This window comes from Paenarthrobacter sp. PPS72, from assembly GCF_048537125.1.
In the GTDB taxonomy this organism is placed as follows: Bacteria; Actinomycetota; Actinomycetes; order Actinomycetales; family Micrococcaceae; genus Arthrobacter; species Arthrobacter nitroguajacolicus_E.
In genome coordinates this window covers 41,637-62,107 of the sequence record NZ_JBLYIE010000007.1, presented here as the reverse complement: position 1 = coordinate 62,107, position 20,471 = coordinate 41,637, and the positions used below count along the sequence as shown (strand labels likewise).

The 20,471-nt window shown below is 61.5% G+C and carries 17 protein-coding genes; 11 read left to right on the top strand and 6 right to left on the bottom strand.

All coding sequences use genetic code 11. The annotated features are described in order from the left end of the window. Positions 1-28: 28 nt before the first annotated feature. The 4 genes from ACLRGI_RS04290 to ACLRGI_RS04275 form a co-directional block, all read right to left on the bottom strand. Positions 29-1,069, bottom strand: coding sequence for a pilus assembly protein TadG-related protein (locus tag ACLRGI_RS04290; RefSeq protein ID WP_419200453.1), 1,041 nt, complete (start codon positions 1,067-1,069; stop codon positions 29-31). Beyond that, positions 1,057-1,455, bottom strand: coding sequence for a TadE/TadG family type IV pilus assembly protein (locus tag ACLRGI_RS04285; RefSeq protein ID WP_419200452.1), 399 nt, complete (start codon positions 1,453-1,455; stop codon positions 1,057-1,059). Before ACLRGI_RS04285 ends, ACLRGI_RS04290 begins: the two co-directional genes overlap by 13 nt. A gap of 97 nt (positions 1,456-1,552) precedes the next feature. Then, complete coding sequence (locus ACLRGI_RS04280) at positions 1,553-1,738, bottom strand: Flp family type IVb pilin (protein ID WP_419200451.1); 186 nt, start codon at positions 1,736-1,738, stop codon at positions 1,553-1,555. A 320-nt stretch (positions 1,739-2,058) separates the two neighbouring features. Beyond that, on the bottom strand, positions 2,059-2,724 hold the full coding sequence (locus ACLRGI_RS04275) for a prepilin peptidase (protein ID WP_419200450.1): 666 nt from the start codon (positions 2,722-2,724) through the stop codon (positions 2,059-2,061). 287 nt (positions 2,725-3,011) lie between these two features. Between ACLRGI_RS04275 and rplM the strand changes: the two genes are divergently transcribed. From rplM to glmM, 3 genes are all read left to right on the top strand, one after another. Then, positions 3,012-3,455, top strand: a complete 444-nt coding sequence (rplM, locus tag ACLRGI_RS04270; protein ID WP_011775554.1) for a 50S ribosomal protein L13 — start codon at positions 3,012-3,014, stop codon at positions 3,453-3,455. Between the two features lie 38 nt (positions 3,456-3,493). Next, positions 3,494-4,000 (top strand): 30S ribosomal protein S9, encoded by a 507-nt coding sequence (rpsI, locus tag ACLRGI_RS04265; RefSeq protein WP_011775553.1) that lies wholly within the window; start codon positions 3,494-3,496, stop codon positions 3,998-4,000. A gap of 151 nt (positions 4,001-4,151) precedes the next feature. After that, positions 4,152-5,516: a phosphoglucosamine mutase gene (gene glmM, locus ACLRGI_RS04260; RefSeq protein ID WP_419200449.1), complete on the top strand. Its 1,365-nt coding sequence runs from the start codon at positions 4,152-4,154 to the stop codon at positions 5,514-5,516. Between the two features lie 74 nt (positions 5,517-5,590). Here glmM and ACLRGI_RS04255 read toward each other — a convergent pair whose 3' ends face one another. Together ACLRGI_RS04255 and coaA are read right to left on the bottom strand one after the other, a co-directional pair. Then, positions 5,591-6,442: a M15 family metallopeptidase gene (locus tag ACLRGI_RS04255; RefSeq protein ID WP_419200592.1), complete on the bottom strand. Its 852-nt coding sequence runs from the start codon at positions 6,440-6,442 to the stop codon at positions 5,591-5,593. A 19-nt stretch (positions 6,443-6,461) separates the two neighbouring features. Then, positions 6,462-7,433 carry a type I pantothenate kinase gene (coaA, locus tag ACLRGI_RS04250; RefSeq protein ID WP_011775550.1) on the bottom strand — a complete coding sequence of 324 codons (972 nt, stop codon included), beginning with the start codon at positions 7,431-7,433 and terminating at the stop codon, positions 6,462-6,464. Positions 7,434-7,572: 139 nt separating this feature from the next. On the opposite strand from coaA, the gene glmS reads away from it, so the two are divergent. From glmS to ACLRGI_RS04210, 8 genes are all read left to right on the top strand, one after another. After that, entirely contained in the window at positions 7,573-9,456 is a 1,884-nt protein-coding gene (gene glmS, locus ACLRGI_RS04245; protein ID WP_419200448.1) for a glutamine--fructose-6-phosphate transaminase (isomerizing), read from the top strand. Positions 9,457-9,460: 4 nt separating this feature from the next. Continuing rightward, positions 9,461-9,808 (top strand): holo-ACP synthase, encoded by a 348-nt coding sequence (locus ACLRGI_RS04240; RefSeq protein ID WP_419200447.1) that lies wholly within the window; start codon positions 9,461-9,463, stop codon positions 9,806-9,808. Between the two features lie 16 nt (positions 9,809-9,824). Continuing rightward, positions 9,825-11,402: an NAD(P)H-hydrate epimerase gene (locus tag ACLRGI_RS04235; RefSeq protein WP_419200446.1), complete on the top strand. Its 1,578-nt coding sequence runs from the start codon at positions 9,825-9,827 to the stop codon at positions 11,400-11,402. Positions 11,403-11,470: 68 nt separating this feature from the next. After that, positions 11,471-13,753, top strand: a complete 2,283-nt coding sequence (gene glgX / locus ACLRGI_RS04230; RefSeq protein WP_419200445.1) for a glycogen debranching protein GlgX — start codon at positions 11,471-11,473, stop codon at positions 13,751-13,753. After that, complete coding sequence (gene treY / locus ACLRGI_RS04225; RefSeq protein ID WP_419200444.1) at positions 13,750-16,062, top strand: malto-oligosyltrehalose synthase; 2,313 nt, start codon at positions 13,750-13,752, stop codon at positions 16,060-16,062. The genes glgX and treY overlap by 4 nt, the downstream gene beginning before the upstream one ends. A 126-nt stretch (positions 16,063-16,188) precedes the next feature. Further along, on the top strand, positions 16,189-17,961 hold the full coding sequence (gene treZ / locus ACLRGI_RS04220; protein WP_419200443.1) for a malto-oligosyltrehalose trehalohydrolase: 1,773 nt from the start codon (positions 16,189-16,191) through the stop codon (positions 17,959-17,961). Between the two features lie 79 nt (positions 17,962-18,040). Then, a complete protein-coding gene (mgrA, locus tag ACLRGI_RS04215) occupies positions 18,041-19,078 on the top strand; it encodes an L-glyceraldehyde 3-phosphate reductase (RefSeq protein WP_419200442.1) in 1,038 nt (345 codons plus the stop codon). 168 nt (positions 19,079-19,246) lie between these two features. Next, entirely contained in the window at positions 19,247-20,332 is a 1,086-nt protein-coding gene (locus ACLRGI_RS04210) for an inositol-3-phosphate synthase (RefSeq protein WP_419200441.1), read from the top strand. Positions 20,333-20,471 lie beyond the last annotated feature (139 nt).

The window sequence follows — 20,471 nt, the reverse complement described above, 5'->3', positions numbered from 1 at the left end:
AGTTTGCGAGCAGCGACTCAATGAGTGACTACTCGGTGAGCAAGACAACGGAAGCCCCGTAGTTGGGGATACCTCCGGCAACTTGCATGCCCTCTTCGAGGGACACAAAGCGTGAGAAAAATCCCTGTAGTCCACGGCAATTTCCCGTGCAGCTTGGTGCCAACGGATCAAGCACGGCCCCAGAACCGCTGAACTTGTAGCCGGTCACCTGGAATGCTGCGAAACCGACCAAGGCGTACTTTGCATTGCTGCCATTGCCTGTTGCTGTACTGAAAAGCGGAATCAACGCCGGCTCGTCCATGATGGTGGAAAGTGCGGCATCGCAGGCAGCAGCATTCGGGAAGTGGTTGCCGGTCTGACCATCGACTGTCATGTCGAGATCGATATCTGTGGAACATCCAGAATCTGTCAACAGCCAACCAAAGCCGCCAGGTTGGTAGCCGTTCTGCGCGGCGCACCCCGGGACTGTCGGCGCGTTCGTGTCATACCTCAGCAGAAAATGCGTGGGTGTTGGATCACCAGCGAAATTCCCCGTTGAATTCAGCGAAGCAAGTTGAGCCGGCGAAAGGTACTTTTTGAAAACGCACTCGCTCACGGTCCATGGCAGGGTGGTAGCCGACGAAGGAGCTCCCCACGACGCTTCCGCCGAGGCAGCAACATTCGCGCTGTCGAACCCCATGGACTGTGCGAAGAACATTGAAAGGCTGTTTTGCCCCGAGGTGTCCCGGGCATTCGTCACCACACGCACGGTGGTGGCAGCCGGAAATGTGACGACGGCGCCGCTGGTGTTGTCGTTGGCATTGTCATTGGCGAACTGATTTCCCGTGGCCGCGCTGCTACCGCAACTCCCGCCGGCGCAGTCCGTTGCGATAGCCAGAGCTGCAGCATCGGCACCATTCTGCAATTGCGCCTTCTCCGCATAGATAGCCCCGACGTCCACTGCCAAAGCAGCAAATCCCAAAAGAACCACCATGAGGACTGCGACAATGACCGTGGAAGCGCCGCGTTCATTGCCTTCAGACGTGCAAGCCGGACGGATGCGCTGCCCGGCGTTGCTCAGCCACCGCATCTCATCACCGCCACTCCAGAGAGGTTGAGAGGAAATAGGCCAATTCCATCCAGGAAACCGGTCATCGATGGCAGGGTAACGCTGGTGGTGACATTTACGCTGGACCCAGGAGCGCAACTTGAAGCATTGTTGGTGACGGTCACGCCCAGGCCATCCAGTGCCGGCGCCGCAGATAAAGCCGCTCCGGAAACGTTCAAACTGCCATCCTGATATTGCACCGCTGCATAGCGGGCTCCTTCACGCGCGGCCTGCGTCAGCGAAACCTGGACATTGTAGGCACGCCCGAACTCGATGATGCCGAACAGGATCAGCAACAATAGTGGAAGGATAATGGCCAATTCCACGGCTGCTGCGCCACGCTCATTCGTCTTGGATTTCACGTCCATCTCCCGGTCCCAGATCCCAACAGAGTGTGCTTTTAAAACAACGGGTTGGTCGTGGTTGCCAGAGCGCAGCCGCGACCAACCTCGTCAGGGTGTTGAGCTAAAGGAGACCACCGAAAAGAGCGGCGACCTTACCGCCGAGTATCACGGCGGCAGCACCCACCACGACTGCGATGGCAGCGACCATCAGGCCGTATTCAACCATCGTCGCGCCCTTCTCTTCCTTGGTGAAGCGGTCCTTGACGCCGGCGATGAAAGCAATGGTGTTGATCATGAAAGAAGACATTGGAAAATCCTTCCCAGAGATGAATTTGGTTGTGAATAAATGCAATAACAAATGCGGAGGTGTAGTTCCGCTCGGGATTCGATGTGGCTTTGTTATCTTGGCCGTTCGAATTCGATGAGATAAGAATTCACCAGGGCAGGCTGAAGTCACAATGCGTAGTCGTACTCGATTTCATGGGCGGCCTATTACGCGATGGCACACAGTAGAAGCCGCGAGTACTCAGTTTCGACGCCAAAACGGGCGGAAACTACTTGCTTTACACAGAAGCCTTATTAATCGAAGGGCGTTCCGGGGCCTGGGTAAGTGCGTACTAAGCCGGGCTAGTTCATGAACAATGCAACACCTAGGGCGGCAAGGAACATAGCCGGGCCGTGTGCCGTCTCTGCCGGGCCGTGTGCCGTCTCTGCGGGCTTTTCGGCGCGTCTCAGGCGCAACATCAGCACCGTGAGCACCCCGCCCACCACGAATCCCAGTAGCCCCCCGAAGAGTACTTGGCCCCAACCCAAGTACCCTAAGTACAGTCCCAGGGGTGCTGCGAGCTTCACATCGCCCATTCCGAGGCTTCCCGGTGATATAAGTCCGAGAATTAAGTAGCCGGCGAACAGGATTGCCCCGCCGGCGAGTGCTCGCAGCAGCTCAGGCCAGCCCGGACTGAGGACCGCAGAGACCAAGAGAAGCGTCAATCCGCCCCCTAGTAAAAGCAGAATCAGGGGGTTGGGCAGCAAGTGCAGAGTAAAATCAATCCTTGAAAGCTGCACGCCTAAAAGCGCCAATAAAAGAAATGCCGGCAACTCCGGAGAAAACCCAAAACGCCACGACAGTAAGCCAAACAGCAGCGCGGTGACCACCGCCGTCGTGATCCGTACCCTAAGGGCAGGCAAGCTGCCGAGCCGCGGCAGGGTGCGGGCGATGACTAGCTCTGCAGCGGGGCTGAGCAACAACCCAAGCAGCGCCAGGAGGAGTGGGACGCCCGGGCCATCGGTCATGTTTCTCCCTTAGTAAGGTGCGCTACCCCGAGGGGCGGTTACCCCATTTTGACCCGGACGCCCTAGTGACGGTATTGTTTAGAGTCGTTGTGCGTGTCCTATCTCGATGACACATGCCTTGCGGGGGATCCAGTTGCAGGATCGCTAACTCCTGAGGCATATCGGGATCTTGGGATAACTGGTACATAGAGCCCTCACCTCTGCTCCGGTAGCGCATACATAGTAGGTACACGCCTCACTGCGTGTCGCCTAAAACATGAACGCCAGAACAAGAACGAGGCAAAACCGTGCGTACGTACACCCCGAAGCCCGGCGATATCAACCGCCAGTGGCACGTCATTGACGCCACCGACGTTGTCCTTGGTCGTCTTGCCAGCCAGACCGCAACACTGCTGCGCGGAAAGCACAAGCCGACCTTTGCGTCCCACATGGACATGGGCGACTTCGTCATCATCATCAACGCTGAAAAGGTTGCCCTCACCGGCGCCAAGCTGGAGCAGAAGCGCGCATACCGCCACTCCGGTTACCCGGGCGGCCTGACCTCCGTCAACTACGCCGAGCTGTTGGAATCCAACCCGGTTCGCGCTGTTGAGAAGGCCATCAAGGGCATGCTCCCCAAGAACTCCCTCGCCGCTCAGCAGCTGGGCAAGCTCAAGGTCTACGCAGGCCCGGAGCACCCCCACGCTGCACAGCAGCCTAAGACTTTCGAAATCACCCAGGTCGCCCAGTAGTCCTGGCCACCAACCAACTTTTCATTACAAGGAGAACCGTGGCTCAGAACGAAGAACTGACCGCCGAAGCCGTCGAGGCTGAGGAAACCCTCACCAGCTACACCTCTGAAAGCACATCTGCTGAAGATGCGCCCAAGAAGGAGCGCCCGGCACTGACCGTTGCCGGCGCAGCTGTTGGCCGCCGCAAGGAAGCCGTTGCACGCGTTCGCGTTGTTCCGGGTTCCGGCAAGTGGACCATCAATGGCCGCACGCTGGACAACTACTTCCCGAACAAGCTGCACCAGCAGGATGTCAACGAGCCCTTCAAGATCCTTGATCTCGAAGGCGCCTACGACGTCATCGCCCGTATCCACGGCGGTGGCATCTCCGGCCAGGCCGGTGCCCTGCGCCTCGGTGTTGCTCGCTCGCTGAACGAGATCGACGTCGACAACAACCGCGCCACCCTCAAGAAGGCCGGTTACCTTAGCCGTGACGCCCGCGTCATCGAGCGTAAGAAGGCCGGCCTCAAGAAGGCACGCAAGGCTCAGCAGTACTCCAAGCGTTAATCCACGCTTACTCGATTGCCCGCTCCGCCACCTCGGCGGGGCGGGCTTTCGTCGTTTCAGAAGCTAAGAAGGGGCCATTAAAAGGGCAGCTTATGACCTTCCGGGACCCACTTGAACCAGTGCTGTCCTGTCGTCGTCTAAACTTGACCCGATGTCTAGATTATTTGGAACAGATGGCGTCCGCGGTCTCGCGAACGGATTGCTCACCGCCGAACTGGCTATGCAGCTCGCGCAGGCAGCCGCCGTCGTACTCGGCCATGACCGCACAACCGATGGCAAGCGGCCGCGCGCCGTCGTCGCGAGGGACCCCAGGGCCAGCGGCGAGTTTCTTGCCGCGGCCGTCGAGGCCGGGCTTTCCAGCTCCGGTATCGACGTCTACGACGCCGGCGTGCTCCCCACTCCCGCAGCGGCTTACTTGGTTGCGGATCTCGACGCCGACTTTGGAGTCATGCTCTCGGCCTCCCACAACCCGGCGCCGGACAACGGGATTAAGTTCTTTGCCCGAGGCGGGCAGAAGCTTGCGGACGATGTTGAGGACGCCATCGAGGCGCAGCTGGGCAAAGAGCCGCAGCGCCCGGTAGGTGCCGACGTCGGTCGCATCCAACGGTTCTCGGACGCTGAGGACAGGTACATCGTGCACCTGCTGGGCACGCTCCCCAAGCGCCTGGAAGGCTTGAAGGTTGTCCTCGACTGCGCCCATGGTGCAGCGAGCGGTTGTTCACCCCAGGTCTTCAAGGACGCCGGCGCGGACGTCGTGGTGATCGGCGCAGAGCCGGACGGTCTGAACATCAACGACGGCGTGGGCTCCACCCACTTGGGCCCGCTGAAGGAAGCTGTGGTCAAGCATGGCGCGGACCTTGGCGTAGCGCACGACGGCGACGCCGACCGCTGCCTGGCCGTTGACCACGAAGGCAACGAAGTGGACGGCGACCAGATCATGGCGATCCTGGCCCTGGCACTCAAGGAAGCCGGAAAGCTCAAGGACAACATCCTGGTGGCCACGGTCATGAGCAACCTTGGCCTGAAGATCGCCCTTCGCGATGCCGGCATCACCATCCGCGAGACCGGCGTAGGTGACCGCTACGTCCTGGAAGAAATGCGCGACGGCGGGTACAACCTTGGTGGCGAACAGTCCGGCCACGTGATCTTCTCGGACTTCGCAACTACGGGTGATGGTGTCCTGACCGGACTTCAGCTTGCCGCCCAGGTTGCCCTGACAGGCCGGAGCCTGAAGGACCTCTCCAGTGCAATGACCAAGCTTCCGCAGCTGATGATCAACGTCAAGGACGTTGACAAGGCCCGGGCCGCCACGGACGAGGGCGTCGCTGCAGCCGTTGCCGCAGCCGAGCTTGAATTGGGGGAGACCGGCCGTGTGCTGCTCCGCCCTTCGGGCACTGAGGCTCTGGTACGCGTTATGGTGGAGGCCGCCGATATGGAAACAGCCGAGCGCGTCTGCAAGGGTCTTGCTGCCGTGGTCAAGGACCGTTTGGGCGCCCCGAGCGAAATGGCAGTCTAGGAAAGCGCACACTTTTGGGCCCGCACTCCTGCTTGAGTAGAAGCAGGGGAGCGGGCCTCAGTGTTCAAGGGGTTCTAGAGATAGTCGGGTGCTGCTTCGAGCCCGAAATACTCTTCCATGGTTGCAATGCCGCGAGCGGACATATCCGTGGCTGCCTCCACGCCGATGTAGCGCAAGTGCCAGGACTCGTAGAAGTACCCGGTGGTGTCGTGGAACATCCACGGATACCGAACCACGAAGCCGAACTTGTGCGCATTGGCTTTGGCCCACACGGCGGCGGGTTGCTCCGCGAAGCAAGGCTGGAAGCTGCAGGCGCCAGCGCCATCGCCAATGTCGAAGGACCAGCCTGTCTGGTGCTCGGAGTGGCCCGGACGGGCTGAAGCCCGGTCTGCGGCCGCCTGACCGGTACTCGCGACATACCCGTTGTAAGTAGCTACCTGGGTGGAATAGGAACGGTAGCCGGAGGCCAACGTCATAATAACGCCCTCCGAGGCCGCAGCGCCGAACATCTTTTCGGCAGCGGCCGCCGTCGTGCTGTTAAGCAGAGCCGCTTCGCCGCTGACGGCGAGCCGTACTCCCGGCTGAACCAAATCTGCGGGAACGAAGTCCTGGGGAGCCAAAGGCCGGTGCTTGTTGACCACAACCCAAGGGCTAGCAGGATCCGTCAGCGAATGCTGCGTAGAAACGGAGTGCGAGGGGGCAGCGCTGGAGGGAATTGCGCTGGGCTCAGGTTCAGCGGGGGCAATGGTTGCAGCTTCAGAAGCCGCGGCGCCGAGTGTGGCTGGGGAAGCCGAAGCTGAGGGGACCCCGCTGGCTGCGTTGGCGGCCACCGGAGACGGGGCGGGGTTCTCTGGCGTGCAAGCGGCAAGGGCCGCCATTGATGCACCAGCAGTCAGTAGGCTCGCGAAAACCCGTCGGCTCGGCATCGCTTGGGGATTGGCCACGCTAGACCTTCCGTAGGAGCATGCGGCGGATGGAGTGGTCTGCGTCCTTGGTCAGTACCAATTGTGCACGTCCGCGGGTCGGCAGCACGTTCTCCTCAAGGTTTGGCTCGTTGATGCGTTTCCAAATGCCGCGTGCCGTTGATTCTGCGTCGTCGTCAGAGAGCGTGGCGTAACGATGGAAGTAGGACTCAGGCTGGGCAAATGCCGTGGTGCGCAGCTTCCGGAAACGGTCCACGTACCACTCCTCGATGTAGGAGGTTTTGGCATCGACGTAAATGGAGAAATCAAAGAAATCGCTGACGGCCAGTCCTTGTTTGCCGTCCATGCGCGGACGGGCGGGCGCCAGGACGTTAAGGCCTTCAACGATCAGGACATCGGGGCGACGCACCACCACTTCCTTGCCAGGGACGATGTCGTAGGTGACATGGGAGTACCAAGGGGCGCGGACTTCCTCGGCGCCGCCTTTGACTTCCGAGACGAAGCGAAGAAGTCCACGGCGGTCGTAAGACTCCGGGAATCCCTTTCGCTCCAGCAGGTGCCGGCGCTTCAGCTCGGCCAAGGGGTAGAGGAAGCCGTCGGTGGTGATGAGTTCCACGTTGGGAGTTCCGGGCCAGCGCCGGAGCATCTCACGGAGCACGCGGGCGATGGTGGACTTGCCAACCGCAACTGAACCGGCCACACCAATCACGAACGGCGTCCGCTGGGTCTGCTCGCCCAGGAAGGTTGTGGTGGCTGCGTGGAGCTGGTGGGATGCCTCGACGTAAAGGTGCAGGAGGCGTGAGAGCGGGAGGTAAACCTCCCGGACTTCCTTCATGTCCAAGGGGTCGCCGAGTCCGCGGAGACGGAAAATGTCCTCTTCGTTGAGGGGCTGCTCCATCTGCGCTGCAAGCCGGGACCACGTTTGACGGTCCAGCTCTACAAACGGGGAAGCGCCGTCGCCGTTAGCTTCGGTGCGTTGCAAAGTCACGCTCATGATTCTGCCCTTCGCGGGGCGGATCAGGAAATGCACGACGACCAGCAGGTGAATTATGAGAGCGGGGTCTCGCGCGAGGAGGGGCTGGAGAGGGGATGTCCCACGTCAGTTGTTTGCACTAGCCGCTAGGCTTATACCCATGTGTGGAATCGTAGGCTATGTTGGCAATTCGTCTCGCAAGGCAGCTGGGTACAGTGCTCTTGACGTTGTGGTGGAAGGGCTGCGCCGTCTGGAATACCGCGGCTATGACTCCGCCGGCGTCGCAGTAGTCGCTGATGGGACCATCTCGTCCCGTAAAAAGTCCGGCAAGCTGAGCAACTTGATCGCAGAACTGGAAGCAAGTCCCGTTCCGGAGTCCCTCACCGGCATCGGCCATACCCGTTGGGCTACGCACGGCGGACCCACCGACCGTAACGCACACCCGCACCTGTCCGACGGCGGCAAGCTGGCCGTAATTCACAACGGCATCATTGAGAACTTCGCTGAGCTCAAGCAGGAACTCCTGGGCAAGGGCGTCACCTTCGAATCGGAAACCGACACCGAAGTTGCTGCCGCCCTTATCGGCGACATCTTCCGGACCCAGCTCAATGGCGACGGCGGCAACCTCACCGAGGCGATGCGCCTGGCTTGCCAGCGACTCGAAGGCGCGTTCACCCTCCTCGCAGTCCATGCGGACCAGCCCGACGTCGTCGTGGCCGCACGTCGCAACTCCCCGCTGGTAGTGGGCTTGGGCGACGGCGAGAACTTCCTCGGCTCCGACGTTTCCGGCTTCATCGACTACACCCGTCGTGCCGTGGAACTGGGACAGGACCAGATTGTCACCATCACCGCGGAGTCCGTGGAGATCACCGACTTCTTCGGCGCCCCTGCCGAAGGCAAGGAATACCACGTTGACTGGGACCCGGCCTCGGCTGAAAAGGGCGGATTCAGCTCCTTCATGGAGAAGGAAATCCACGACCAGCCGGACGCGGTCGCTCAGACCCTCCTGGGCCGCTCGGACCTCAACGGCAAGCTCACCCTTGACGAAGTCCGCATCGATCCCGAGCTCCTCAAGCAGGTGGACAAGATTATCGTGCTGGCTTGCGGTACCGCAGCTTACGCCGGTCTCGTAGCCAAGTACGCGATCGAAAACTGGTGCCGGATTCCCACCGAGGTTGAGCTCGCGCACGAGTTCCGCTACCGCGACCCCATCGTTGACTCCAACACGCTGGTGGTTTCGATCAGCCAGTCGGGCGAAACCATGGACACTTTGATGGCTGTCCGTTACGCCCGCGAGCAGGGCGCAAAGACGATCTCCATCTGCAACACCAACGGTTCAACCATCCCGCGTGAATCCGACGCAGTGCTCTACACGCACGCCGGTCCGGAAATTGCCGTTGCTTCCACCAAGGCATTCCTGGCGCAGATTACCGCTGCCTACCTGCTGGGTCTCTACCTGGCCCAGCTTCGCGGCAACATCTTCTCCGGCCAGATCAAGGATGTCCTCGCGGACCTGAACAAGATCCCGGCCAAGATCCAAAAGATCCTGGACAACGCAGGACCCCTGCGTGAGCTCGCCCGCAGCATGAAGGACGAGAAGTCCGTCCTGTTCCTGGGCCGCCACGTTGGCTACCCGGTTGCGCTTGAAGGTGCCTTGAAGCTCAAGGAAATTGCCTACATCCACGCTGAAGGCTTTGCCGCCGGCGAGCTCAAGCACGGTCCGATCGCCCTGATCGACGACGGCCAGCCGGTCTTCGTTGTTGTGCCGTCCCCGCGTGGACGCGACTCCCTGCACTCCAAGGTAGTAAGCAACATCCAGGAAGTCCGCGCGCGTGGTGCCCGTACATTGGTCATCGCTGAAGAAGGCGACGAGTCGGTCAAGGATTACGCAGAGCACGTCTTCTACGTACCGGAGACCCCCACGCTGCTGATGCCGTTGCTCACCACCGTTCCGCTGCAGATCTTTGCCGCTGAACTCGCAGGCGCCAAGGGTTACGACGTCGATCAGCCGCGTAACCTGGCCAAGAGCGTGACCGTAGAATAACGCCATGATTGTTGGCATTGGCGTAGACGTCGTAGACATCGAACGGTTCGGCCGGCAGCTGGAACGGACGCCGGGACTCCGGGACCGTCTGTTTGTACCTGCCGAGCGGGAACTCAACACCCGGTCCTTGGCTGCCCGTTTTGCTGCCAAGGAAGCTGTGGCCAAGGTGCTGGGCGCTCCGGCGGGCATGAACTGGCAGGACTGCTGGATCGGCCTTGACGAGAACGGACCCACAGTTCAGGTCAAAGGGACGGTGCTGGCCGTGGCTGAGGCCAAGGGCGTCAAGCGCTGGCACCTGTCCATGAGTCACGACGGCGGCATCGCCACGGCGTCTGTCCTCGCCGAGGGCTAAACGGACTTTATAAGCAATGATCAGCGCCTTCACCGGACAACAGATCAGGGATGCGGAACAGCCGCTCCTGGATTCCGGTGAGGGCGCTGTTCTCATGCAACGGGCAGCTTACGGGCTGGCCCAAACAGTGGCCCGCGAGGTCAAAAGCAGGCGAAAACTTGCAGGCGCGAGTGTCACGGTGCTGGCCGGAAAAGGCAACAACGGCGGTGATGGCCTCTTTGCAGCGGCTTTGCTGGCCCGTCGGGGAATGCGCACGACGGCGGTACTCGCCGCGGCTGAAGTACATCCGGAGGCGCTGGCTGCTTTCGAGGCAGCAGGCGGGCGTGTCGTTCAGCTGGAGGCCTCAAACGCCGAGGAGCTCGCAGTCTTGTCAGCAGGCGGCGACGTCGTTATTGATGCGTTGCTCGGGACCGGCGCCCGCGGGGGACTCCGGGAGGCCTCTGCGGAATTGGTAGCGTCGCTTCAAGAGCTTCGTCCACCTCTGGTGATCGCCTGCGACCTCCCCAGTGGAGTGGACGCCAATAGCGGCGAAGTGCATTGGCCCGTGCTGGACGCGGACGTCACCGTGACGTTTGGCGGCATCAAGGCAGGGCTCCTGGCCGACCCGGGTGAGGGCTGCGCCGGGCGTGTGGAGCTGGTACCCATAGGTATCGAGCAGTCCTTGAAAAGCAACAGCCCGGAGCTTCGTCGGCTCACTGCTTCAGCGCTTGGCGCTTTGCTGCCCAGTCCCGGCCGGCGAGCCCAGAAATACTCCCGGGGCGTCCTTGGAGTTGTTGCGGGTTCAGCGCGTTTTGCGGGGGCGGCTACTTTGTGTGTTCATGCGGCGGCCTTGTCCGGAGTGGGCATGGTGCGCTATCTGGGGCCCCAATCCGCGGCACAACTGGTGCTTGCCCGAACCCCGGAAGCCTTGTGGGAAACGGATCATCCGGGCCGCGTCCAAGCGTGGTTGCTGGGGTCCGGGGTTGATGGTGAGGAACAATTGCAGCGGGCAAGGGAGGCTGGCGCCTCGGCCCTCGCCCAGGAATTACCCGTGGTGGTAGACGCCGGAGCCTTGAGCCTTTTGCCGGACCGCTGCCCCGCTCATTGGATATTGACACCCCACGCCGGAGAACTGGCCATGTTGCTGAACTCTCTTCCTACAACGGGGGAAGTGAAGGTGACCCGCGACGACGTCGAATCCCGGCCGCTGCACTTCGTGCGGCAAGCGGCCGAACAAACCGGCGCCACAGTGCTCCTGAAGGGCGCCACCACACTGGTGTCCTCGCCGTCGGGCGTTCTCTTCAGCCAATCCGAAGGCACCGCCTGGATGGCAACTGCAGGCAGCGGCGATGTCCTGGCCGGTGTTCTGGGCAGCCTGTTGGCCCAGGCCGCGGAGTCCATCAGAGACGACGACGGCGCATATGCCTCCTTGGGATTGGAGCCTGCTGACAGCTGGGCTGCCTTGGCCGCGGTCGCTGCTAGCGTCCACGGCCGCGCCGGATCTCTGGCATCGGCAGATTTCGAGGGGGGACCGCTTACAGCCTCGGCAATTGCGGCGGCTTTACCTCGCGTTATTGGTTCGCTCAGCGCGGAATACGACCGAACAAGACCGTAAGGTTACTGTCGGTGTCGGCGTCATGAGTAGGCTTGCAACAGTTGTTCGCATCATCAAGAGGAGAACGCATGGAAGTCTGGCCTGGATCGGCTTATCCGCTGGGTGCCACCTTTGACGGCACCGGCACCAACTTCGCGCTGTTTAGCGAGAAGGCCGAAAAAGTGGAATTGTGCCTCTTCGACGACGACGGCGGGGAAGTCCGCGTAGAAGTTACCGAGGTCGATGGTTACGTATGGCACTGTTACCTGCCGCAGGTCCAACCGGGACAGAAGTACGGCTACAGGGTGCACGGTCCCTACGACCCCGACTCCGGCCAACGCTTCAACCCCAACAAACTGCTGCTGGATCCTTACGCCAAGGCCATCCACCGGCAGATCGATTGGGACCCGTCCCTGTTCTCGTACAACATGGGGGACCCGGATTCCCGTAACGACGAGGATTCCGCGCCGCACATGATGCTGGGCGTGGTCATCAATCCGTTCTTCGACTGGGACGGCGATAAGCTCCTGCGCATTCCGTACCACAAGTCCGTGATCTACGAGGCACACGTCAAGGGCCTCACCCAGCTGCACCCTGAGGTGCCCGAGGAACAGCGCGGCACCTATGCCGGCGTCGCCCACCCGGCAGTTATTTCCCATCTCCAGAAGCTTGGGATCACGGCGATCGAGCTGATGCCGGTGCACCAGTTCGTCAATGATGGCATCCTGCAGGACAAGGGCCTGAACAATTACTGGGGCTACAACACCATCGGCTTCTTTGCACCCCACAACAGCTACAGCTCCAAGGGTGACACCGGGCAGCAGGTCCAGGACTTCAAGGCCATGGTGCGGGCGCTGCACACCGCCGGTATCGAGGTCATCCTCGACGTCGTGTACAACCACACGGCCGAGGGAAACCACCTTGGACCCACGCTGTCTTTCAAGGGCATCGACAACTCCGCGTACTACCGCCTGGTGGAAGACGACCAGAAGTACTACATGGATTACACCGGCACGGGCAACTCACTCAATGTCCGTAGCCCGCACTCCCTCCAGTTGCTCATGGACTCCTTGCGCTACTGGGTCACGGAGATGCACGTTGATGGCTTCCGCTTCGACCTCGCCTCCACGCTGGCTCGTGAGTTCTATGACGTGGACAAACTCTCCACGTTCTTTGAACTCATCCAGCAGGACCCGGTGGTCTCCCAGGTGAAGCTCATTGCCGAGCCGTGGGACGTCGGTCCCGGCGGCTATCAGGTGGGCAACTTCCCTCCGCAATGGACGGAGTGGAACGGCCAATACCGCGATACGGTCCGTGACTTCTGGCGCGGAGAACCTTCCACCTTGGGCGAGTTTGCTTCCCGGCTGACCGGCTCGGCGGATCTTTACGAACACTCGGGGCGGCGTCCCGTGGCCTCGATCAACTTTGTCACCGCCCACGATGGCTTCACGCTGGCCGACCTCGTGTCCTATAACGAGAAGCACAATGAGGCCAACGGCGAAGGCAACAACGACGGCGAATCCCACAACCGTTCCTGGAATTGCGGTGCGGAAGGACCCACGGATGATCCCACGGTCCTTGGCCTGAGGGCACGCCAGCAGCGTAACTTTATTGCCTCGCTGTTCCTGTCCCAAGGTGTTCCCATGCTCCTGCACGGTGACGAGCTTGGCCGCACGCAGAACGGCAACAACAACGGCTACTGCCAGGATTCAGAACTCACGTGGATCAACTGGGACAATGTGGACCAACCCCTGATCGAGTTCACAGCAGCAGTCAGCGCACTTCGGGCCAAACACCCCAGCCTGCGTCGCAGCCGCTTCTTCGACGGGCGTCCTGTCCTGCGTGGCGAGGGTGAGCGGCTCCCGGACATCGTATGGCTGGATGCCGACGCCAGCACCATGACGCCGTCCGATTGGGACGAAGCCTTGGGACGCTCCGTTGGCGTGTTCCTCAACGGTGACGGCATCCATGGCCGCGATACACAAGGCCGCCGCATCACCGACGTCAACTTCCTGTTGTACTTCAACGCCGACCAGGACGAGGTAGGCTTCCGGATTCCTTCCGATGAGTATGCGCCCGCTTGGGATGTCATGATCGATACCGCCGGAGAAGGTGCGGAAGCAGGTGTCATCAAGCCCGACCAGATCCTGATGGTCGGTGGCAAGTCATTGGTGGTACTCCGGGCCCACAGCACACCGGAAATTGAACCCGACCACTCCGTGGCAGCTTCCCTTGCTGCGCTGACCCAGACGAGCACTCCCGAAACGGCGTCCATCACCGCCCCTGCAGTGACGTCATTGCCGTTCGATTACAAGGGCGCTGCGCCTGCGGGCGAAGTCGATGAAGGTGAAGCAAAGGAGTCGGACGCATGAGAACCCCGGTCTCTACATATCGTCTTCAGATTCGCCCGAGCTTCACGTTGCAGGACGCGGCTGAGCTCACGGGATATCTACAGTCCTTGGGAATCGACTGGGTCTACGTTTCACCAATCCTGACCGCGGAAAAGGGGTCCGATCACGGCTATGACGTGACTGATCCCTCCACTGTGGATCCCTCAAGGGGAGGCCCCGAAGGACTTGCCGCCCTTTCCAAGGCGGCGAAGGACAAGGGCCTGGGAATCCTGGCCGACATCGTGCCCAACCACATGGGCGTTGCCTCGCCAAAACAGAACGCCTGGTGGTGGCAGTTGCTGAAGGAAGGCCGCGGTTCAAAATATGCCGGGGCTTTCGACGTCGACTGGGACTTCGGCGGGGGAAAGATCCGCATCCCGGTCCTTGGAAGTGACGACGACCTTGACGAGCTCAAGATCGTGGACGGCGAAATGCGCTACTACGATCACAGTTTCCCGCTGGCCGATGGCAGCTATGCGTCCGGGGACAGCCCCCGCGAGATCCATGCGCGGCAGCACTACGAGTTGGTTGGCTGGCGTCGAGCCGACGCCGACTTGAACTACCGCCGGTTCTTCGCAGTGAACACTTTGGCGGGAGTTCGCGTCGAGGTTCCCTGGGTCTTTGACGAGTCCCATGAGGAGATCGTTCGCTGGTTCCGTGAAGGATTGGTGGACGGCCTGAGGATCGACCACCCGGACGGGCTCGCCGACCCTGAGGGCTACCTCGCCAGGCTGCGCGAAGCGACAGGTGGTGCTTACCTCCTGGTGGAGAAGATCCTGGAACCGGGGGAGCAGTTGCCGGACACCTTCGATTGCGAAGGCACCACCGGGTATGACGCCTTGGCCGATGTTGACCGTCTCTTTGTGGACCCGGCTGCGGAGGAGTACCTGAATTCCCTTGACGCCCGTCTTCGGAATGCGGATGCTCCGGCTGACTACCACGAGATGATCCATGCGACCAAGCGCCGGATCGCCGATGGCATCTTGCGTTCGGAGATCCTGCGGCTTGCGCGGCTGGTGCCTGAATCCTTGGAGCTGCCGTTCGGCAAGGTGGCCGACGCCATCGCCGAAGTCATTTGCTGCTTCCCCATCTACAGGACCTATCTGCCCTACGGCGGAAAGACGCTTGTAGAATCCGTGGAAAATGCCGCCAGGGAGCGCCCTGACCTGGCGGTGGTCCTCAGCAGGCTCCAGCCGCTCTTGTTGGATGAGTCCAGCCTCCTGGCCCAGCGTTTCCAGCAGACGTCCGGCATGGTGATGGCGAAGGGGGTGGAAGACACCGCGTTCTTCCGCTACACCCGGCTTGGGTCACTGACGGAGGTTGGCGCCGATCCCACGGAATTCTCGATTCCCAGTGGAGTCTTCCATGAGCGCATGGCCCGCAGGCAGCAGCTGTTGCCGCTGTCCATGACAACGCTGAGCACCCACGACACCAAGCGGAGCGAGGACGCACGGGCCAGGATCTCGGTCATCTCCGAGGCAGTACCGGAATGGGAACTTTTCCTGGGCACTGTCCAGGAACTCGCGCCCATCCCCGATGGCCCCCTCTCCGCCCTGGTGTGGCAATCGATCGTGGGCGCGTGGCCCGCAGACCGCCAACGGTTGCAGTCCTACGCATTGAAAGCGGCCCGCGAAGCCGGAAATTCCACCAACTGGACGGACCCAAACCAAGAGTTCGAGCGCCAGTTGGCTGCCGCCGTCGACGCCGTTTTCGACGTTCCGGAGGTTGCCGCCGCCGTTGCCAACTTCGTGGACGAACTCGAGCCTTACGGGACGTCCAACTCGCTGTCGGCCAAACTGATCCAGCTGACTATGCCAGGCGTCCCGGACGTCTACCAAGGGACGGAATTCAGGGACGGTTCGTTGACCGACCCCGACAACCGCCGGCCGGTGGACTTCCAAGCCCGCATCGCCGCGCTGGCAGCGTTGGACAACGGCGCCAAGCCCGCGTTCACGGATGAATCAGCCAAACTACTGGTGGTTTCACGCGCGCTGAGGCTGCGCCGGGACAGGCCTGAGCTATTCGCCGGTTACCTTCCGGTCGCGGCGCAAGGGGCAGCGGCCGGGCACGTAGTGGCTTTCGATCGCGGAGCAGACCGTCGCGGAGCACTCACTGTTGCTACTCGCCTGCCCAAGCGCTTGGCGAGTGAAGGCGGCTGGCGGGACACGTCCATCGAGCTGACAGTGAACTGCCGGGATGAACTTACGGGTGCCACGTATGGGGCCGGTACTGTCCCGGTTGGCACCTTGCTGGAGCACTACCCGGTGGCCCTGCTGGTACCCACGGACTGATCGATTGACGGTCCTGAGGGGTGGGCCGTCCCACTCACAGGGCCGTCCCTCTCACAGGGCTGTCCACTCACAGGACCACCAACACCGTCACTGCAAGGCACGCTAAAACACGGACAGGGGAGCTTGATGCTGGAGCATGCTGCTGGAAAAAACCGTTATGACGTCTGGGCCCCGAACGCCGATTCTGTTCGGCTGCTTGCCGGAGACCGGGAATACGCCATGGAACAACAGCACGACGCCGCCGCCACGGGTTGGTGGCGCGCGCCGGCTGATGTGGTGGCACAGGAGGGCGACGCTGTGCGGTACGGCTACATCGTGGACGGGGAGGGACCGTTTCCCGATCCCCGCTCGCGGAGGCAGCCGGACGGTGTCCACGGTTTGTCTGCAACCTTTGATCCGTCCACCCATGAGTGGAAGGACAGTGGATGGAAGGGGCGGAGCCTCAAGGGTGCGGTGATCTACGAGATGCATTTGGGTACCTTCACCCCCGAAGGCACCCTGGATGCAGCCGTGGGGAAACTGGACTACCTGGTGGACCTTGGCATCGACTTCATCGAGCTGTTGCCGGTCAACGGCTTCAACGGTGTCCACAACTGGGGCTACGACGGTGTCCTTTGGTATGCCGTGCACGAACCCTATGGTGGCCCCGAGGCGTACCAGCGTTTCGTGGATGCTGCCCATGCTGCCGGGCTCGGAGTCATACAGGACGTTGTGTACAACCACCTCGGGCCGAGCGGCAATTACCTGCCTAAGTTCGGGCCCTACCTGAAATCCGGTGAGGGCAACACGTGGGGTGATTCGGTCAACCTTGACGGACCCGGCTCCGACGATGTTCGCCGCTACATCCTGGAAAATGCGGCGATGTGGCTCAGGGACTACCATGTGGACGGTCTCCGTCTCGATGCCGTGCATGCCTTGCGCGATGAGCGGGCCGTGCACATCCTTGAGGAGTTCGGGGCGCTGGGGGACGAGATCGAGGCAGAGACGGGCATTCCCCGGACAATGATCGCGGAATCGGATTTGAACAACCCGCGGCTCATTTACCCTCGCCAGGACAACGGTTACGGGCTCGAAGGCCAATGGAGCGACGACTTCCACCACGCCGTACACGTCAACCTGAGCGGGGAGACCACCGGCTACTACGCGGACTTTGACTCGCTTGCCGTCTTGGCGAAGGTCTTGGAACACGGCTTCCTTCATGATGGCAGCTACTCCAGCTTCCGGGAGCGGCACCATGGCAGGCCCATCAGGCACGACCTCGCCCACCCGTCCGCGCTTGTGGTGTGCCTGCAGAACCACGACCAGATCGGCAACCGTGCAACGGGTGATCGGCTCACTGCATCGTTGTCGTACGGAAAGCTGGCCATCGGTGCTGTCCTGACTATGACGTCCCCCTTCACGCCCATGTTGTTCATGGGTGAGGAGTTTGGGGCTTCCACGCCGTGGCAGTTCTTTACCTCGCACCCGGAGCCTGAACTTGGCAAGGCTACGGCGGAGGGACGGATCAAGGAATTCGAACGCATGGGATGGGATCCTGCCGTTGTTCCTGACCCGCAGGACCCGGAAACGTTCCGGCGCTCCAAGCTCAAGTGGGACGAAGCCGGCACAGGCAACCACGCGCGCCTGCTGCAGTTGTATAAGGATTTAGCACAGCTGCGCCGGAACACTCCGGAGTTGGTAGAGGGCGGCTTCGGGGAAACATCCGTTGAGTTCGACGACGACGAACACTGGCTGCAGTTCTCCCGCGGCAAGGTCCGGGTGGTCTGCAACTTCGGGGACGAAGCACTCGCGACGCCGCTGAGCGGTTCGGTGTTGTTGGCCACCGATGGTGAAACAGCCCTGGAAGACGGGACGTTGACGCTTCCCGGCGGTAGCGCCGCCGTCGTGCGCCTCCAGTAAGCCCGCCGATCGAGGGTGACGGCGCCCACATAGCGGACAGCGCCGTCACCCCGGTTTGTGCAGTGGCAGGATGGTACGTATGACTTATTCGGCTGCGGAAAACCGCTACGAAACCATGCCCTACCGCCGCGTCGGACGCAGTGGACTCAAGCTCCCGGCCATCTCGCTGGGCCTTTGGCACAACTTCGGCGACGACAAACGCTTCGATGAACAGCGCGCCATCCTGCGCCGTGCCTTCGACCTCGGCGTGAACCACTTCGACCTCGCCAACAACTACGGACCGCCGGACGGCTCGGCCGAGACCAACTTCGGGCGTCACCTGAAGGACGACTTCAAGCCGTACCGCGACGAACTGGTCATCTCCACCAAAGCCGGCTACTACATGTGGCCCGGCCCGTACGGAGAGTGGGGATCCCGCAAATACCTGATCTCCAGCCTCGACCAGTCCCTGGAGCGCATGGGCCTGGACTACGTGGACATCTTCTACAGCCACCGTCCCGATCCCGATACTCCGCTGGAAGAGACCATGGGCGCGTTGGATTACGCGGTACGTTCCGGCAAGGCCCTGTACGCGGGTATCTCCTCCTACACTCCTGAGCAGACGCTCGAAGCTGCCCGGATCCTGAAGGAGCTTGGGACGCCGCTGCTGATCCACCAGCCCAGCTACTCCATGCTGAACCGGTGGACCGAGAACGGCTCACCCAACCTGTACGAGGCCTTGGACCAAGTGGGCGCCGGTTCCATCGCCTTCTCGCCGCTCGCCCAAGGCATGCTCACCAACCGGTACCTCAACGGTGTGCCGGCTGACTCCCGGGCGGCCAAGGAGCGGTTCCTGTCCGAGTCTGCGCTGACCGAAGACAAACTGGATCGCGTGCGGGGCCTGAACGCCATTGCCGAACGGCGTGGGCAGACCCTCGCACAGATGGCCATTGCGTGGATCCTGCGCGATCAGCCCAAGGGCTCGCCTGTGACCTCTGCGCTGGTTGGAGCTTCCAGCGTTGCCCAGCTTGAGGACACCCTCAGCGCCATCAACAACCTGAAATTCACCACCGATGAGCTGACGGCGATTGACGAATTTGCCGTCGAGTCTGACATCAATCTGTGGGAACAGAAGTAGCCTTCAAGAACTGACACAAACAGCGGGGGCCGGTGGGGAACAAAACCGGCCCCGGCTGTGTTGGTTACAATGCAAGTGTGCGCCGAATGGCGCCGTGCCATTCAGCCGTGCCCTGGACTCAGTCAGGGATGCGCCTGGCACCTGAGGTTATTTCTCAAAAGGAGTTCCGTGTCTTCACATCCGATTCGTGTTGCCATTGTCGGCGTAGGTAACTGCGCCGCATCGCTGGTCCAAGGTGTTCAGTACTATCGCGACGCTGACCCCAAGGCCACGATCCCGGGTCTGATGCACGTCGAGTTTGGCCAGTACCACGTCAACGACGTCCAGTTCGTTGCTGCCTTCGATGTCGATAGCAAGAAGGTTGGACTGGACCTCGCAGACGCCATCGGTGCCAGCGAAAACAACACCATTAAGATCGCCGACGTTCCCGCCACCGGTGTGACCGTCCAGCGCGGCCACACCCTGGATGGACTCGGCAAGTACTACCGCGAGACGATCGTTGAGGCTTCGGAAGAAGCCGTTGACATTGTCGCCGCGCTCCGTGAATCCAAAGCTGACGTCATGGTGTGCTACCTGCCCGTGGGTTCGGACCAGGCCGCAAAGTTCTACGCCCAGTGCGCCATTGACGCCGGTGTCGCGTTCGTCAATGCATTGCCCGTCTTCATCGCAGGCACCAAGGAGTGGGCGGACAAGTTCACCGAAGCCGGTGTCCCGATTGTTGGCGATGACATCAAGAGCCAGATTGGTGCCACCATCACGCACCGCGTCATGGCCAAGTTGTTCGAAGACCGTGGTGTCACCTTGGACCGCACGTACCAGCTGAACGTCGGCGGCAACATGGACTTCAAGAACATGCTGGAGCGCGACCGCCTCGAGTCCAAGAAGATCTCCAAGACGCAAGCTGTTACCTCCAACGTCGAGGCTGAGCTGCACGCGGACGACGTCCACATTGGACCGTCCGACTACGTTGCGTGGCTCGATGACCGCAAGTGGGCTTTCGTCCGCCTTGAGGGCCGCAACTTCGGTGATGCTCCCATTTCCCTCGAGTACAAGCTCGAAGTGTGGGACTCCCCGAACTCGGCCGGCGTGATCATCGACGCCATCCGCGCCGCGAAGATCGGCCTGGACCGCGGCATCGGCGGCCCGCTGCTTTCCGCTTCGAGCTACTTCATGAAGTCCCCGCCGGAGCAGTTCAACGACGACCTCGCCCGCGACAAGGTTGAAGCCTTCATTCGCGGCGACATCGAGCGCTAAACACTCCCGCTACGACAAACGCCCCCGTACTCCGGTATGGGGGCGTTTGTCGTATCCCCGACGCTCTATCAGATCCCTCGGGCTTGGGACCGACGCTCGCTCACTTTCCTTAAAGGAGTGAGAGAGGATCGGGGTGAAG

What these genes read in the sequence shown, in the direction of transcription:
- ACLRGI_RS04290 (WP_419200453.1), bottom strand. Translation starts at nt 1,069, where the DNA reads ATGCGGTGGCTGAGCAACGCCGGGCAGCGCATCCGTCCGGCTTGCACG.
- ACLRGI_RS04285 (WP_419200452.1), bottom strand. Translation starts at nt 1,455, where the DNA reads ATGGACGTGAAATCCAAGACGAATGAGCGTGGCGCAGCAGCCGTGGAA.
- ACLRGI_RS04280 (WP_419200451.1), bottom strand. Translation starts at nt 1,738, where the DNA reads ATGTCTTCTTTCATGATCAACACCATTGCTTTCATCGCCGGCGTCAAG.
- ACLRGI_RS04275 (WP_419200450.1), bottom strand. Translation starts at nt 2,724, where the DNA reads ATGACCGATGGCCCGGGCGTCCCACTCCTCCTGGCGCTGCTTGGGTTG.
- glmM (WP_419200449.1), top strand. Translation starts at nt 4,152, where the DNA reads ATGTCTAGATTATTTGGAACAGATGGCGTCCGCGGTCTCGCGAACGGA.
- ACLRGI_RS04255 (WP_419200592.1), bottom strand. Translation starts at nt 6,442, where the DNA reads ATGCCGAGCCGACGGGTTTTCGCGAGCCTACTGACTGCTGGTGCATCA.
- coaA (WP_011775550.1), bottom strand. Translation starts at nt 7,433, where the DNA reads ATGAGCGTGACTTTGCAACGCACCGAAGCTAACGGCGACGGCGCTTCC.
- glmS (WP_419200448.1), top strand. Translation starts at nt 7,573, where the DNA reads ATGTGTGGAATCGTAGGCTATGTTGGCAATTCGTCTCGCAAGGCAGCT.
- ACLRGI_RS04240 (WP_419200447.1), top strand. Translation starts at nt 9,461, where the DNA reads ATGATTGTTGGCATTGGCGTAGACGTCGTAGACATCGAACGGTTCGGC.
- ACLRGI_RS04235 (WP_419200446.1), top strand. Translation starts at nt 9,825, where the DNA reads ATGATCAGCGCCTTCACCGGACAACAGATCAGGGATGCGGAACAGCCG.
- glgX (WP_419200445.1), top strand. Translation starts at nt 11,471, where the DNA reads ATGGAAGTCTGGCCTGGATCGGCTTATCCGCTGGGTGCCACCTTTGAC.
- treY (WP_419200444.1), top strand. Translation starts at nt 13,750, where the DNA reads ATGAGAACCCCGGTCTCTACATATCGTCTTCAGATTCGCCCGAGCTTC.
- treZ (WP_419200443.1), top strand. Translation starts at nt 16,189, where the DNA reads ATGCTGGAGCATGCTGCTGGAAAAAACCGTTATGACGTCTGGGCCCCG.
- mgrA (WP_419200442.1), top strand. Translation starts at nt 18,041, where the DNA reads ATGACTTATTCGGCTGCGGAAAACCGCTACGAAACCATGCCCTACCGC.